13 protein-coding genes and 1 riboswitch are annotated in these 13980 nt (G+C 63.4%); of the genes, 4 read left to right on the top strand and 9 right to left on the bottom strand.

Annotated features, from left to right (window positions below; translation table 11 throughout):
- Positions 1–26: 26 nt before the first annotated feature.
- The 5 genes from chrA to PJE01S_RS12315 all read right to left on the bottom strand — a co-directional run bounded on the left by chrA (position 27) and on the right by PJE01S_RS12315 (position 5022).
- Complete coding sequence (gene chrA, locus PJE01S_RS12335) at positions 27–1427, bottom strand: chromate efflux transporter (protein WP_068833928.1); 1401 nt, start codon at positions 1425–1427, stop codon at positions 27–29.
- Positions 1424–2311 carry a chromate resistance protein ChrB domain-containing protein gene (locus PJE01S_RS12330; RefSeq protein ID WP_068834046.1) on the bottom strand — a complete coding sequence of 296 codons (888 nt, stop codon included), beginning with the start codon at positions 2309–2311 and terminating at the stop codon, positions 1424–1426. The genes chrA and PJE01S_RS12330 overlap by 4 nt, the downstream gene beginning before the upstream one ends.
- A gap of 137 nt (positions 2312–2448) precedes the next feature.
- The gene (metW, locus tag PJE01S_RS12325) at positions 2449–3057 is read right to left on the bottom strand and encodes a methionine biosynthesis protein MetW (protein ID WP_068833927.1); all 609 of its coding nucleotides are present in this window, start codon (positions 3055–3057) and stop codon (positions 2449–2451) included.
- Positions 3054–4256 carry a homoserine O-succinyltransferase MetX gene (metX, locus tag PJE01S_RS12320; RefSeq protein WP_068833926.1) on the bottom strand — a complete coding sequence of 401 codons (1203 nt, stop codon included), beginning with the start codon at positions 4254–4256 and terminating at the stop codon, positions 3054–3056. Before metX ends, metW begins: the two co-directional genes overlap by 4 nt.
- A 187-nt stretch (positions 4257–4443) precedes the next feature.
- A complete protein-coding gene (locus tag PJE01S_RS12315; protein WP_068833925.1) occupies positions 4444–5022 on the bottom strand; it encodes a TMEM165/GDT1 family protein in 579 nt (192 codons plus the stop codon).
- Positions 5023–5024: 2 nt separating this feature from the next.
- A riboswitch (yybP-ykoY riboswitch) is annotated at positions 5025–5215 on the bottom strand.
- A 165-nt stretch (positions 5216–5380) separates the two neighbouring features.
- Between PJE01S_RS12315 and PJE01S_RS12310 the strand changes: the two genes are divergently transcribed.
- A complete protein-coding gene (locus PJE01S_RS12310) occupies positions 5381–6583 on the top strand; it encodes an ammonium transporter (protein ID WP_068833924.1) in 1203 nt (400 codons plus the stop codon).
- A 714-nt stretch (positions 6584–7297) separates the two neighbouring features.
- The gene (rbp, locus tag PJE01S_RS12305) at positions 7298–7738 is read left to right on the top strand and encodes an RNA-binding regulator (protein WP_068833923.1); all 441 of its coding nucleotides are present in this window, start codon (positions 7298–7300) and stop codon (positions 7736–7738) included.
- A 217-nt stretch (positions 7739–7955) separates the two neighbouring features.
- On the opposite strand, the gene PJE01S_RS12300 is transcribed toward rbp, so the two are convergent.
- The 4 genes from PJE01S_RS12300 to PJE01S_RS12285 form a co-directional block, all read right to left on the bottom strand.
- Positions 7956–8732 carry an SDR family oxidoreductase gene (locus PJE01S_RS12300; RefSeq protein ID WP_068834045.1) on the bottom strand — a complete coding sequence of 259 codons (777 nt, stop codon included), beginning with the start codon at positions 8730–8732 and terminating at the stop codon, positions 7956–7958.
- A gap of 57 nt (positions 8733–8789) precedes the next feature.
- The gene (lptC, locus tag PJE01S_RS12295; RefSeq protein ID WP_084389500.1) at positions 8790–9512 is read right to left on the bottom strand and encodes an LPS export ABC transporter periplasmic protein LptC; all 723 of its coding nucleotides are present in this window, start codon (positions 9510–9512) and stop codon (positions 8790–8792) included.
- Positions 9509–10108, bottom strand: a complete 600-nt coding sequence (locus tag PJE01S_RS12290; protein WP_068833922.1) for a KdsC family phosphatase — start codon at positions 10106–10108, stop codon at positions 9509–9511. The genes lptC and PJE01S_RS12290 overlap by 4 nt, the downstream gene beginning before the upstream one ends.
- Before the next feature lie 100 nt (positions 10109–10208).
- A complete protein-coding gene (locus PJE01S_RS12285; RefSeq protein ID WP_068833921.1) occupies positions 10209–11201 on the bottom strand; it encodes a KpsF/GutQ family sugar-phosphate isomerase in 993 nt (330 codons plus the stop codon).
- Positions 11202–11318: 117 nt separating this feature from the next.
- On the opposite strand from PJE01S_RS12285, the gene PJE01S_RS12280 reads away from it, so the two are divergent.
- Positions 11319–13340: a monovalent cation:proton antiporter family protein gene (locus PJE01S_RS12280; RefSeq protein ID WP_068833920.1), complete on the top strand. Its 2022-nt coding sequence runs from the start codon at positions 11319–11321 to the stop codon at positions 13338–13340.
- 108 nt (positions 13341–13448) lie between these two features.
- On the top strand, positions 13449–13980 hold a 532-nt coding region (locus tag PJE01S_RS12275), incomplete at its 3' end, for an adenine phosphoribosyltransferase (protein WP_068833919.1).

Below are 13980 nucleotides of genomic sequence, written 5' to 3'. Positions count from 1 at the left end.
GTGCCCGCCGGACTCGCTCCGCGAACTCAGGCCAGACCGGACCAGCGCAGCAGCCAGCCCAGCGCCGCCGAAGCGGCGATCACTGGAATCACGCCCCACTTGAACCGCCACAGCGCCAGGGCTGCGGCCGCGGCCAGCGTCAGCGCGATCCCGTCTGGTCTTGAGTCAAACAGGCCTGTAGCGCCGGAAGGATAAGCGATGGTAGCTATAAAAAACAGAGCAAGATTGGCGATCACGCCAACCACCGCCGCAGTCACCGCCGCCAGGGGCGCCGTCAGCCTGAGGTTGCCGCGCGTGGACTCCACCCACGGCCCGCCCGCCAGGATAAAGATGAACGAAGGCAAAAAGGTGAACCAGGTGACCAGCGTGGCGGCCAGCGCCGCCCCCAGGAACAGGGCATCGGGCCCCAGCACCTGCCGGGTCCAGCCGCCCACAAAACCCACGAAAGCCACCACCATGATCAGCGGCCCGGGCGTGGTTTCACCCAGGGCCAGCCCGTCGATCATTTGCGGGCCGGTCAACCAGCCAAACTGTTCCACCGCGCCCTGGTACACATAGGGCAGCACCGCATAGGCACCGCCAAAGGTCAGCAGGGCGGCCTTGGTGAAAAACCAGCTCATCTGCGCGAGGGCCCCGCCCCAGCCCTGCCAGGCCATGAGTGCGGCCATGGGCAGCAGCCAGAGCACCGCCGCGGCCGCCAGCACCTTGGCCAGCCGTGATTTTTTGAACCGCGCGTGCTCGGGCGTCGGCGTGTGGTCGTCGATGATGGCCGGGCCATAGCTGGCATGCGCCGCCCCGTGCCCGCCGCCGCCCGCGAACTGCCCCGGCGCCCACCGGGCACCCAGCCAGCCGGTGAGGGCGGCCGCCAGCACGATCCACGGGAAAGGGATGTGCAGCCCCGCAATTGCTATGAAACTGATCGCTGCTATCGCCCAGGGAATGGGGGCTTTGGCCGGGTTTTTTAGTGTCTTGCTGCCTATGCGGTGCACGGCATGCAGCACAATCGCGGCCACCGCCGGCTTGATGCCGTAAAACAAGCCGGCCACCAGCGGCACGTCGCCGAAGGCCACATACATCCAGCTCAGCGCGATCAGGATGAACAGCGAGGGCAGCACGAACAGCCCCCCTGCGACCACGCCGCCCCAGGTGCGGTGCATCAGCCAGCCGATGTAGGTGGCCAGCTGCTGCGCCTCGGGCCCGGGCAACAGCATGCAGTAGTTCAGGGCGTGCAGGAAGCGCTGCTCGGAAATCCAGCGCTTTTGCTCGACCAGCTCGCGGTGCATGATGGCGATCTGCCCGGCCGGCCCGCCAAAGCTGATGAAGCCGAGCTTGAGCCAGAACCGCAGGGCTTCCCTGAACGACACCGACGCGGGTTGTGCCGGGGGTGCAGCATTTGCAGTCGCTGCGGAAGAACCGGGGCTGCTCATTTTTCAAGGCCCATCATGGTTTCGGGTTTCCAGTTGTGTTTCTCGTCCTGCCCGGCCGTCGCCTGGCGGCACCAGGCGTACAGGGCGTCGTAGACCGGCAGGGCGGCCGCGAGCATGGCGTGGTCGTCCTGGTGCAGCTGCGACAGGCCCAGCGAGACCGCCAGCAAGCCGGCCGCCTGCGGCGCCAGGTCCAGCCGGTCGGTGTCCGCGCCGCGCACCATGGCCGCCAGCCGATCCAGCGCCGGATCGTGCAGGTCGAAAGCGCGCATCAGGGTGTCGAAGCTGCACCATTCGCCCTCGTGCGAAATCGGCGCGCCGGGAATGTCGCAGGCCACGGCGTTCAGGCGCTTCGCCTCGTCAAACACCTGCGCGGTCGGCACATAGAAGAATTCGGCACGCGGGTCTATGAAGCGCAGCACCAGCCAGGGGCAGGCGATGCGCTCGATCTTGGGCCGCGCACGCGTGATCCAGCGCGAGGCCTGCCCGCCGGTGACGCCCAGATCGGGGCGCTTTGCCATCGTTGGCAGGCGATGTGCGCGCCACTGCGCGATGTCTTGCGGTGTATCCACGCCGTCTTCGCCGCCCGCCATGCCCCCTTCCAGCGCATATGCGTCCCAGCCCGCCGCACGCAGCGCGGCCACGGCGTCGGCACTGACGTTGTGCCCATACACGCAATAAACCACCACCTCGCGCAGAGGCTGTGAAGCGGCAAAAGCGGCGATGTCTTCCGGCGCACAGCGCAGCGCACCGGCCAGCATGCACGGGCTTTCGCGGAATATGGCCTCGCGCCGCACATCGAGCAGCAACGGCGTATCCGCACGGCCCATGCGGGCGGCGAGTTCTTGGGGGGTCAGGGAAGGAATGGAAATGAAAGAGGTGTCCACGGAAAACTCCAAGTCAATTGCCAGCGCTTGGACGGGACACCGTCTATTCTCGTGAAGAGTCGGGAGGCTGAAATCCCGATGCGCAAATCCTAGCAGCAGAAAGCGGTGCCGGACAACCCCAGCCTGCAGCAACCCTCTCAGCCCCGCTGGAACTTGAAGACGGCGCGGCTGGCCCGGGCATTGGGCCAGAAGCGGATTTCCCGGCCGTCCTGCAAACCGAAGGAATCGAGGATCTGCAGATGGTTTTGCATGGCCAGCGCTTCAAAGTCCTGCAGCGTTCCCACGCGGATGTTGGGCGTGTCGTACCACTGGTAAGGCAGCACCTTGGTCACCGGCATGCGCCCGCGCAGCACGGCCAGGCGGTTCGGCCAGTGGCCGAAGTTGGGGAAAGCGACGATGCCGATACGGCCCACGCGCGCGGTCTCGCGCAGCATGACTTCGGCATTGCGCAAATGCTGCAGCGTGTCGATCTGCAGCACCACGTCGAACGACCCGTCGCCGAACACCGTCAGGCCTTCTTCCAGGTTGAGCTGGATCACGTTCACGCCGCGCGCCACGCAAGCCTGTACATTGGCGTCGTTGATCTCGACGCCATAGCCCGAGCAGCCGCGTTCATGGATCAGGTGGGCCAGCAATTCGCCGGTGCCGCAGCCCAGGTCGAGCACGCGGGAACCCTTGGGCACCAGCCGGGCGATAGAGAGCAAGTCGGGTGAGGGTTGCACATTGAGTTCGACAGGCAGCTTCATGCGGCCACCTTGCTCTGAAAATAGGAGCGCACCACGCCCATATAACGGTCGTCATCGAGCAAAAACGCATCATGGCCATGGGGCGCGTCGATCTCGGCATAACTCACGTCGCGCTGGTTGTCGAGCAGCGCCTTGACGATTTCGCGGCTGCGCGCCGGTGAAAAGCGCCAGTCGGTGGTGAAGCTCACCAGCAGGAATTTGGCCGTGGCCTGGGCCAGGGCGCGGCTCAGGTTGCCGCCAAAGGCGCTGGCCGGATCGAAGTAGTCGAGCGCGCGGGTGATCAGCAAATAGGTGTTGGCGTCGAAGTACTCGCTGAACTTGTCGCCCTGGTAGCGCAGGTAGCTTTCAATTTCGAATTCAATGTCCTGCGTCGTGTAGCGGAACGGCGCGCCCTCGGTGGCCGTTTCGGTGACGGCGCGCCTGAGCTGGCGGCCGAACTTCTCGTTCATCACGTCATCGCTGAGGTAGGTGATGTGGCCGATCATGCGGGCAATGCGCAGGCCGCGCTTGGGCAGCACGCCGTGCTGGTAAAAATGCCCGCCATGAAAATCGGGGTCGGTCACGATGGCGCGGCGCGCGACCTCGTTGAAGGCGATGTTTTCGGCCGTCAGATTCGGCGCGCTGGCCACCACCACGGCATGGCGCACACGCTCCGGGTATTGCAGCGTCCAGGCCAGCGCCTGCATGCCGCCCAGGCTGCCGCCCATGACGGCGGCCAGCGTCTGGATGCCCAGCGCGTCCAGCAGGCGGGCCTGGGCGCTGACCCAGTCCTGCACCGTGACCACCGGAAAATCCGCGCCGTAAATTTCATTCGTATCCGGATTGATCTGCATCGGCCCGGTGGAGCCAAAGCAGGAGCCCAGGTTGTTGACGCCAATCACGAAGAAGCGCTTGGTGTCCACCGGCTTGTCGGGGCCTATCATGGAATCCCACCAGCCTTCGGACTTGGGGATGACCTCTCCCCGCTCGTCCACATAAACGCCCGCCACATGATGGGAGGCATTCAGGGCGTGGCAGATCAGCACCGCGTTGGATTTGTCGGCATTGAGCTCGCCGTAGGTTTCGTAGCTCAGGTCATAAGCACGGATAGAGGCGCCGCTTCGCAAGGGCAGGGCCTCGGCGAAGTGCATGGATTGCGGTGTGGCAACAAGAACGGAAGCAGCAGACACAGTAGGAACATCCCCCTTAGCAAAATCCATCCCTCGGGGTGTGCACGCGGAAAACGCCGCCCCAAAAGAAAACCCGGCATCGCTAAGGGCGAGTCCGGGTTCATGGCGTCGTCTTTAGCGGTACTTTTTAAGCGCCCGCAAGCTGAGCAAATCGGCGCAGGTGACAGTTTAGCGCATCGATGGCGGCCGCTCCGTGTCACCAGCCGTCGCAAAAGCGCTAAGAAGCTGCGCCGAAAGAAACGCCGCCGAACAGGGCCAGCAGGCCCAAGACCAAAAAGATCAGCGCGGAAATCAGGTGAACCATCCTGATGGGCACCAGGCGGATCATGCGCTCACCCAGCCAGACCACGGGCGCATCGGCCAGCATCATGCCCAGGGTGGTACCTGCCACAACCCAGTACGGGTTGTATTGAGCGGCCAGCATCACCGTCGCAATCTGTGTCTTGTCGCCCATTTCGGCCAGAAAGAACAGGGCGACAGTAGTGCCGAACACACCGAAACGCGGCCCTTTATCGGACTCCTCGTCATCGAGCTTGTCGGGTATCAGCATCCAGCCGGCCATGGCGATGAAGGAAATACCAAGTACCCAGCGCAAAACATCCGGCCCGAGTTGCGTGGTCACCCATGCCCCGATAGCACCGGCGATGGTGTGGTTGATGATGGTGGCGGCAAAAATACCGAGCACGATGGGCCAGGGTTTGCGAAAACGCGCGGCCAGCACCAGCGCAAGAAGTTGCGTCTTGTCGCCCATTTCGGCGAGGGCGACGATGCCGGTAGAGATGAGGAAAGCTTCCATGAAATGACTCCGGCCGGTATAAAACCCATGACTGCACGACATCCCCGGCCTGAAACGGAGGCTGTGCAGTCAAAGGTCTCGCCAAGTCTGGAACCGTTTGCGCCATGTTGACCTTGTTGCAAGGCCAGACAAGTCTGTTGACGCAAACCCCTCTCAATTTGAAGAAGGGCGGCTACTCCCCAATGACAGCCGCCATTATAGGGGTCAATGACCGGGCCAGACCCTAATGCCCTATTGAGGGGAGAGGCGCCGACCTGGCTCGCACACTGAAGGCGCATTTCTTGCTTGTATTTGGTGCGGTTCTGAGAATCAGCAATAAAACGCACCAAAACATCACATTTCATTCGAAGAGGTTTTTATGGAAGCACTGAAACAGGGCGTGGATGCCCTGTTTATTTTATTGGGCGGCATCATGGTGCTCGCCATGCACGCTGGCTTTGCCTTTCTGGAACTGGGCACAGTCCGCAAGAAAAACCAGGTCAATGCGCTGGTCAAAATCCTGACCGACTTCTCGGTATCGACCGTTGTCTATTTTCTGGTGGGTTATGGCGTTGCTTATGGCGCCCATTTTTTTGTGGGCGCGGAAGATCTGGCCGCGAAAAACGGCTATGCGCTTGTCAAGTTCTTCTTTCTGCTGACCTTTGCCGCCGCCATTCCGGCCATTATTTCGGGCGGCATTGCCGAACGCGCACGTTTTTATCCGCAACTGATTGCAACGGCGGCCATCGTCGGTCTGGTGTACCCGCTCTTTGAGGGAATTGCCTGGAATCACCTTTTTGGCATCCAGGCCTGGGTCAAGCGGATGACCGGCGAAGAATTTCATGATTTCGCGGGCTCCATCGTGGTTCATGCGATGGGCGGCTGGCTGGCGCTGCCGGCAGTGATTTTGCTGGGCGCGCGCAGCAACCGCTATCGCAAGGATGGTGCGGTGTCGGCGCATCCGCCGTCCAACATTCCGTTTCTCGCGCTGGGGGCCTGGATTCTGACGGTCGGCTGGTTCGGCTTTAACGTGATGAGCGCGCAAACCATCGACAAGATTTCCGGCCTGGTGGCCGTCAACTCCTTGATGGCCATGGTGGGCGGCACGCTGGCCGCGCTGTTGTTTGGCAAAAACGATCCCGGCTTTGTGCACAACGGACCACTGGCCGGGCTGGTCGCGGTCTGTGCGGGCTCGGACGTGATGCATCCGCTGGGCGCGCTGGTGGTGGGTGGCGTGGCGGGCTGCATGTTTGTGGTGATGTTCACGCTGACCCAGAACAAATGGAAGATTGACGACGTGCTCGGCGTTTGGCCGCTGCATGGCTTGTGCGGCACCTGGGGCGGACTTGCCGCGGGAATCTTTGGCAGCAAGGCATTCGGCGGTCTGGGCGGCGTCAGCCTTGCCGCGCAGGTGATTGGCAGCGCGATGGGCGTGGGCTGGGCCTTGCTGGCGAGCTTTGTCGTTTACGGCACACTCAAGGCCAGCATGGGGCTGCGCCTGAGCCAGGAAGAAGAATATGAAGGCGCGGACCTTTCAATTCACCGTATAGGCGCCACGCCTGACCGCGAAGTCAACTGGTAAGGGTAAGGCGATGCGCGCTGCCGGTCGAAGCGCGGGTCACGGCTATTTCTTCAAGAACCAGGCCGGACCCCGCGCATACACAGCGCGCGACTCACATTTCAGGCAAAGGGTGAGCCATGGCGCCCGAAGTTTTGTGTAACTACTTATTTCCCCAACCTGTTGCAAGATTGCCTCATTTATAACGGGCGGGCAGATTTGCGCCCAGGGGCGGATAGATTGGCGAGCCGCCGGGCATCACCGCCGGCGCTTCAAGTCAGCCAGGCCGGATTCCCTTGGAATTCCGCATGCGTGTGCTCACTTATCTTGAAAATCAACCTGCATTTGATTTTTATTTGATTTTTACTTGATGAAGCATTTGGTCTTTAGACTTGAACGGGTCGTTTTTTCGGCCGCTTTGGGAGCTTTCACGCCAGCCGGCCGCTGGAGGCGACTTGGCCGGCACCCGAGCAATCCGGCTTTTCCCAAGCAACCCACCGGCAATGCACTGTGCTTTGAGCGCCAAAGCGCCTGTTTATGCGGGCTGTGACGATTCTAGGGGTTAACGATAGTTGCTTGCATTTTCAATAACTGGCGCATAATAGGGCTTGTGCGTATGCAAGCATTCGCACATGTTAGGTGATCGGTCAGTTTCGCGCGCTACAGCGGTACGTTCAAGATTTGTTGTGCTTTCGGGACCCCATCGCTTTTATTTTTGTGTTTTAGAGGAGTCCCTTCATGGGCAACAAACTTTACGTCGGCAACCTGCCTTACTCGGTGCGTGACGAAGACCTGCAACAATCTTTTGGCCAATTCGGCGCTGTCACCAGCGCTAAAGTCATGATGGAACGTGACACCGGTCGCTCCAAAGGCTTTGGCTTTGTGGAAATGGGCAGCGATGCAGAAGCCCAGGCCGCTATCAACGGCATGAACGGTCAGCCTCTGGGCGGCCGTAGCGTTGTGGTGAACGAAGCCCGTCCGATGGAAGCTCGTCCTCCACGTACCGGCGGCTTCGGTGGTGGCGGCGGCTACGGTGGTGGCGCTGGCGGCGGCGGCGGTTACGGCGGCGGTGGCCGTTCGGGCGGCGGCAGCGATGGCGGTTTCCGTAGCCCATACGGCGGCGGCGGTAGCGGCGGTGGCCGTTCCGGTGGCGGCGGCGGTGGACGCGGCGGCTACTAAGCCCTGCTATTACGCTGGCTAACTGGCCGGCGAACCCAGCATCTTCGGCCTTGTGCTGAAGATTGCCTTGAAAGGCTTCAAGACTCCGGTTTTGAAGCCTTTTTGCGTTGTAGCCCAGGAATCACGGGTGCAACCAGCTACCATTTCCATAGCAAATGAGGTCGCCTGTCGCATGCAAGCGTCTCGGGGCACACGGCGTCAGCGCGGCGCCATTGAGTCAGCGCTCACCCTGCCGGTGCTTGCGGGCACGGCCTTTGAGGGCCTCGTCAAAAACGGCGTTGGGCAGAAGGCGCAGCAGCTTTGCGACCAGCCCCATTTGCCACGGAATGACCCGGTAGCTGCGCCCCGCCTGGATGGTCGCGAAGGCCTTGTCGGCAAACGCCTCGGCCTTCATCAAAAACGGCATGGCATAGCGGTTTTGCCGCGTCAGCGGCGTATCGATATAGCCCGGGCAAATCGTCACCACCTTCACGCCGGTGGACCTGAGTTCACCGCGCAAACTTTCACAGTAGCTGATGACCGCCGCCTTGCTGGCGCAGTAGGCGCCGTGACCGGGCAGCCCGCGTACGCCGGCCACACTGCCAATGCCCACCAGTGCGCCCGTTCCGCGCGCCACCATGGCCGCGATAAAAGGATGAAAGGTGGCCGCCACGCCGATATTGTTGGTGGCAAAGGTCTGCACCATGACGTCGAGATCCTCGCGCGCGGCGGTGTCCATGCCGATGCTGATGCCGGCATTGGCAATCACCACGTCGGGCACGCCCTGCGCGGCCATGCAAGCCTGGCCCGCCGCCACGATGCTGTCGATTTGAGAAACATCGGCGCTATAAATCTGATAGCGGCCTGCGCCGATTGAGTTTTCCTCAGCCCAGGTTTGGACCTCCAGGGTTCGCCGCGCCACGAGTGCCAGCCGGTAGCCCGCCGCGTAATAGCGCAGCGCCAGGGCCTGGCCAATGCCACTGGAAGCGCCGGTGATGAACACAAGTCTGGACATGATGGGCGAGGGCACGGGTTGGAAACGACAGACTGCCCGTGCCGATACCGCCGCTGGCTAGCGCGCCGGGCTCCCAGCCGTGGGAGTGGCGCCCGCAGCACTGGCCGCCGACTTGGGCATCAGCACCCCCCGAACACGGCCCCTGAGATTGGCCACCTGGTCCAGGTTGTCATAGGTAAAGGTGTCGCCGGTGAACTGGTCGTTGCCGCGGGTCAACACCACGGGCTTATGCGACTGGACGCGCTCCTCGTTCAAAAACGCATGCAGGAACTCGCCGCGAAACTCCATGCGCGGGGCTTCCTTGCCGCTGGCATCCTGGCTGGCTTCGCGCACCACCACCGCATTGCCCACCAGCTGGACTTCCGAGCCGTCACCGTTGGTATAGGCCCGATTGGCCGTCGCCGTGGTCACGCGCCCCTCGAGGCTGATGCTGCGCATCCGCACCCGGTCGACTTCCAGGATGTCGGTGTCCGGAAAATGCCGCCCCTCGGCGCCATAGATTTCGCTTTTGAGCTTGCCACCCTCGTCAAATGTCTTGACGGTGAATTTGCGCATGAAATAGTCCACCTCGTGGCTCGCCTCCCTGGCCGCCTCGGGGGTGCTGAAGCTCGGCGTATTGCGCACCAGCCAGTAGGTGCCCAGCGCCAGCGCCCCCATCATGAGCAGCGGCATGTAGATGGCCAGGCTGTCCCACAGGCGAAAAAGCGTGCGTGCCGATCTTTTCAGCGGCATCAGCGCACTGTGCCGGTCCTCTGCAAGGTCCGGCAGGGCGGTCGTCATTCGGTGTACTCCCGCAGCAGGCCGGCATAACGGCCGCTGGCGACCAGCAACAGGTCACACAGCTCGCGTGCCGCACCGTGGCCGCCGGCGGCCTGTGTCACGTAGTGGGCTTGCGCTTTGACTTCCGCATGCGCATTCACGGGTGCACAACTCAGCGCCGCGCGGCGCATCATGGGCAGATCGGGCCAGTCATCGCCCATGGCCGCCGCCGCGGTCCAGTCGAGTCCCAGCGCCCGCAGGGTCATTTCGGCGGCAGGGCATTTGTCTTCGGTGCCGAAATGCGCATGCGCCACGCCCAGCGCCTGCAGCCTGGCGCGCAGCGCGTGGCTGTCGCGGCCCGTGATCACGGCGGGCGTGATGCCGGCTTTTTGCAGCAGCTTCAGGCCGTGGCCGTCCAGCGTATTGAAGCGCTTGATGATCTCGCCCGCGGCCCGGAAGCCGCCCGTCGATAGCGCCCGCTCATCGCCGTCAGGGTACTCGGAATAATACAAGCCGCCATCGGTCAGCACTCCGTCCACATCAAAGAAAACAACCTTCACGCCCTGCGCACGCAGCAGCAGTTCGGGCGCGAAATTGAGTGTTGGGACGGGCATCATCGTTTCGCCGCCGGGCCGCCCCAAGGCGAAACAGCCCCTTCGGGGGGCAGCGCAGCGCGCGTTGTGTTCTCGAAGAGCGGCGTAGCCACAAGCGTGGGGGTCATATCACCTTGGCGCGCATGAGGTCGTTGGTATTGAGGGCGCCGCACAACACGCCGGCCGCGTCGACCACCAGCACACTGGTGATGCGGTGCTGCTCCATCAGTGCCACCGCCTCGACGGCCAGCGCATCCGCCCGTACCGTGCGCGGGTTGGCATGCATCACGTCGCCGGTCTTGCTGCTGCGCAGGTCCGCCCCCTTTTCCACCAGCCGGCGCAGGTCGCCATCGGTGAAGATGCCCAGCACGCGCTGGTTTTCATCCACCACGGCCGAAGCCCCCAGGCCCTTGGCGCTCATCTCGCGCATGAGCTCGGTGAAAGGGGTCTCCAGCCCCACTTTCGGAACGGCATCGCCGCTGCGCATCACGTCGCTCACATGCGTCAGCAGCTTGCGGCCCAGCGCACCGCCGGGATGGGAGCGGGCAAAGTCTTCTTCCCTGAAGCCGCGCGCATCGAGCAAGGCCACGGCCAGGGCATCGCCTATGGCCAGTTGCGCCGTGGTACTGGCCGTAGGCGCCAGGTTCAGCGGGCAGGCCTCCTTGACCACACTGCTGTCGAGTATGACGCGCGCCTGCCTGGCCAGGGTGGAGTGCACCCCGCCGGTGATGGCCACCATGGGCACGCCCTGGCGGCTCAGCACCGGAAGAATCGCGGTGAGCTCTTCGCTCTCGCCGCTGTTGGAGATCGCCAGCACCACATCGACGGCCTTGATCATGCCCAGATCGCCGTGGCTGGCTTCACCCGGATGCACAAACATCGCCGGCGTTCCGGTGGAGGCCAGGGTGGCGGCAATCTTGTGGCCGATGTGGCCGCTTTTGCCCATGCCCATGACCACCACGCGGCCCCGGCAGGCCAGCATCAGTGCGACCGCCTCGGAAAATTCGCGGCCGACACGGCCCGCCAGGCCCAGCACCGCCGCCGCTTCTATTTCAAAGGTTTTTCTGGCAAGGGTCTGCGCCTGCTCGGCATCAAAGTTCGCTGCATCAAAGCTCATGCCCGCATTCTATAGAGGAGCGCAAAGGCACACGCTATGTGTGCATGGCCGGAACAGGCACGAAAAAAAGCGGTATTTCTGTCAAGGGCCGGCAAACCTCATCGGCTACCATCAAGCATGAGTGCGCTTGAACTGACCCTGCTCTACCTGCTGGCCGCCGTGCTGGGTGTGGTCGCGTGCCGTTCGCTCAAGTTGCCGCCCATGCTTGGCTACCTGGCCGTGGGCGTGGTGATCGGGCCCCATGCGCTGGCATTGTCGGCCAACGCCGAAGGGGTGCGCCACCTGGGTGAGTTCGGCGTGGTGTTTCTGATGTTTGTGATCGGGCTGGAGTTCAACCTGTCCAAGCTGCGCTCCATGCGCCGCCATGTCTTCGGTCTGGGGCTGCTCCAGGTCGCACTCACCATGCTTGTCGTCACCTTCGGCTCCCTGTTTCTGAGCAGCCTCGCACCCGCCCTGTGGAAGATGAGCTGGCAGACCGCCCTGGCGCTGTCGGGCGCGATGGCCATGAGCAGCACGGCCATTGTGGTCAAGCTGCTGGCCGAGCGGCTGGAGCTGGCGTCCGAACATGGCAAACGCGTCATGGGTGTGCTGCTGTTCCAGGATTTGGCCGTGGTCCCGCTGCTGGTGCTGATTCCGGCACTCGGTTCATCACCCGACAAACTCTTCATGGCCCTGGCCCTGGCCGCCCTGAAAGCCACCGTGCTGGTCGGCCTGTTGCTGACCGGCGGCCAGCGCGTCATGCGCTGGTGGCTCACCATCGTCGCGCGGCGCAAGAGCGACGAGCTGTTCGTACTCAACCTGCTGCTGGTCACCCTGGCGCTGGCCTGGCTGACGGAAAGCGCCGGCCTGAGCCTGGCGCTGGGCGCCTTCATCGCCGGCATGCTGATCTCGGAAACCGAATACAAGCACCAGGTGGAGACCGACATCCGACCCTTTCACGATGTCCTGCTGGGCCTGTTTTTCATCAGCGTCGGCATGATGCTGGACTGGCACATCGTGCTTGGACGCCTGCCGCTGGTGCTGTTGCTGCTGGTACTGCCCGTTATTTTCAAGCTGCTGCTGGTGACGGTGCTGGCGCGCGCGCTGGGGGCGCCCGGCGGCGTGTCCCTGCGCTCCGGCCTGTACCTGGCGCAGGCGGGTGAGTTCGGTTTCGTGCTGCTGTCCCTGGCGCAGGGCGGCCGGCTGATACCGCCCAGCCTGCTCAATCCCATCCTGGCCAGCATGGTGCTGTCCATGCTGGCCACGCCCTTCATCATCATGTACAGCAACCGCATCGTGATGAAGCTGGTGGCCAGCGAGTGGCTGCAGCAGTCGCTGCAAATGACCACGATTGCGCGCAAATCCATCAATACCAACAAGCACGTGATCATTTGCGGCTATGGCCGCTGCGGCCAGAACCTGGGCCACATGCTGGAGCGCGAGGGCATACAGTACATCGCGCTGGACCTGGACCCGGACCGGGTGCACCAGGCCACGGCGGCAGGTGACTCGGTGGTGTTTGGCGATGCCGTGCGCCTGCAGAGCCTGATGGCCGCCGGCCTGGCCCGCGCCAGCGCCGTGGTGGTGACCTACCTGGACACCGCCAGCGCGCTCAAGGTGCTGGCCAACACGCGCGCCCATGCCCCCACGGTGCCGGTGATTGTGCGCACCGTGGACGACCAGGACCTGGAAAAGCTGCAGGCCGCCGGCGCCACGGAAGTCGTGCCCGAGGCGATTGAAGGCAGCCTGATGCTGGCCAGCCATGCGCTGGCGCTGGTCGGCGTGCCCATGCGCCGCGTGATCCGCGTGGTGCAGGACCAGCGTGACGCGCGCTACAACCTGCTGCGCGGCTACTTCCGCGGCGCCGACGACGACACGGTCAACGAACTGGAGCAGGAACGCCTCTCGACCGTGACACTCACCGCGGGCATCAACGCTGTGGGCCAGCCGCTGGGCGCGCTGGCGCTGCAGGCCGAGGGCGTACGGGTGGTCAGCCTGCGGCGCGGCAACGGCAAGGCGCAGAACGTCCATGAGGACATGCTGCTGGAGGACGGCGACACGCTGGTGCTGTCGGGCAAACCCATGGCGCTGGCCATGGCGGAAGAAAAACTGCTGCGCGGAAAACCCGCCAAAACCCCGTCCACAGGCGCTCAGGCCTGAAGCGCCGGGCTGGCGGCTTGCTGCCCGCAGCGCTGGCGCCCGCCGGCTCTGCCTCATCCCTGGCCTGTGCAGGCGCAAAATACCGGCTGCCGCCTCCCAGGACAAACCATGCCCGACCTCGACCGCCTTCATCATCAGGCCATCAGCCAGTACCTCAAAAACCATATCCGCACCGTTGCCGACTGGCCGGCGCCGGGCGTGCAGTTTCGCGACATCACGCCGCTGCTGCAAAACCCCAAGGTCTTCCGTGTGCTGATTGACGCTTTTGTCCACCGCTACATGAACCCGGCCCTGCGCCCGGATGTGGTGGCCGGCCTGGATGCGCGCGGCTTCATTCTGGGCGCTGTCGTGGCCTACGAATTGAACGTCGGTTTTGTACCCATCCGCAAAAAAGGCAAGCTGCCGTTTGCCACCGTGCAGGAAACCTATGAGCTGGAATACGGCAGCGCCACCGTGGAACTGCACACCGATGCGGTGAAATCCGGCGACAGGGTGCTGCTGATTGACGACCTGATCGCCACGGGAGGCACCATGATGGCGGGCAAAAAACTGCTGGAAAAACTCGGCGCGACCGTCACGGAAGGCGCCGCCATTGTGGATCTGCCGGAACTCGGCGGGTCGGCCAAATTGCAGGCCGCAT

Origin of the sequence: Polaromonas jejuensis NBRC 106434, from assembly GCF_001598235.1 — a bacterium.
GTDB classification, from domain to species: Bacteria; Pseudomonadota; Gammaproteobacteria; order Burkholderiales; family Burkholderiaceae_C; genus Polaromonas; species Polaromonas jejuensis.
The sequence above is the reverse complement of the archived record's forward strand: the minus strand, read 5'-3'. Positions and strand labels throughout refer to the sequence as shown.

Bases quoted from the DNA above. Each gene is read 5' to 3' on its own strand.
- chrA (WP_068833928.1), bottom strand. From the start codon at position 1,427: ATGAGCAGCCCCGGTTCTTCCGCAGCGACTGCAAATGCTGCACCCCCG.
- metW (WP_068833927.1), bottom strand. From the start codon at position 3,057: ATGAAGCTGCCTGTCGAACTCAATGTGCAACCCTCACCCGACTTGCTC.
- metX (WP_068833926.1), bottom strand. From the start codon at position 4,256: ATGGATTTTGCTAAGGGGGATGTTCCTACTGTGTCTGCTGCTTCCGTT.
- PJE01S_RS12315 (WP_068833925.1), bottom strand. From the start codon at position 5,022: ATGGAAGCTTTCCTCATCTCTACCGGCATCGTCGCCCTCGCCGAAATG.
- PJE01S_RS12310 (WP_068833924.1), top strand. From the start codon at position 5,381: ATGGAAGCACTGAAACAGGGCGTGGATGCCCTGTTTATTTTATTGGGC.
- rbp (WP_068833923.1), top strand. From the start codon at position 7,298: ATGGGCAACAAACTTTACGTCGGCAACCTGCCTTACTCGGTGCGTGAC.
- PJE01S_RS12300 (WP_068834045.1), bottom strand. From the start codon at position 8,732: ATGTCCAGACTTGTGTTCATCACCGGCGCTTCCAGTGGCATTGGCCAG.
- lptC (WP_084389500.1), bottom strand. From the start codon at position 9,512: ATGACGACCGCCCTGCCGGACCTTGCAGAGGACCGGCACAGTGCGCTG.
- PJE01S_RS12290 (WP_068833922.1), bottom strand. From the start codon at position 10,108: ATGATGCCCGTCCCAACACTCAATTTCGCGCCCGAACTGCTGCTGCGT.
- PJE01S_RS12285 (WP_068833921.1), bottom strand. From the start codon at position 11,201: ATGAGCTTTGATGCAGCGAACTTTGATGCCGAGCAGGCGCAGACCCTT.
- PJE01S_RS12280 (WP_068833920.1), top strand. From the start codon at position 11,319: ATGAGTGCGCTTGAACTGACCCTGCTCTACCTGCTGGCCGCCGTGCTG.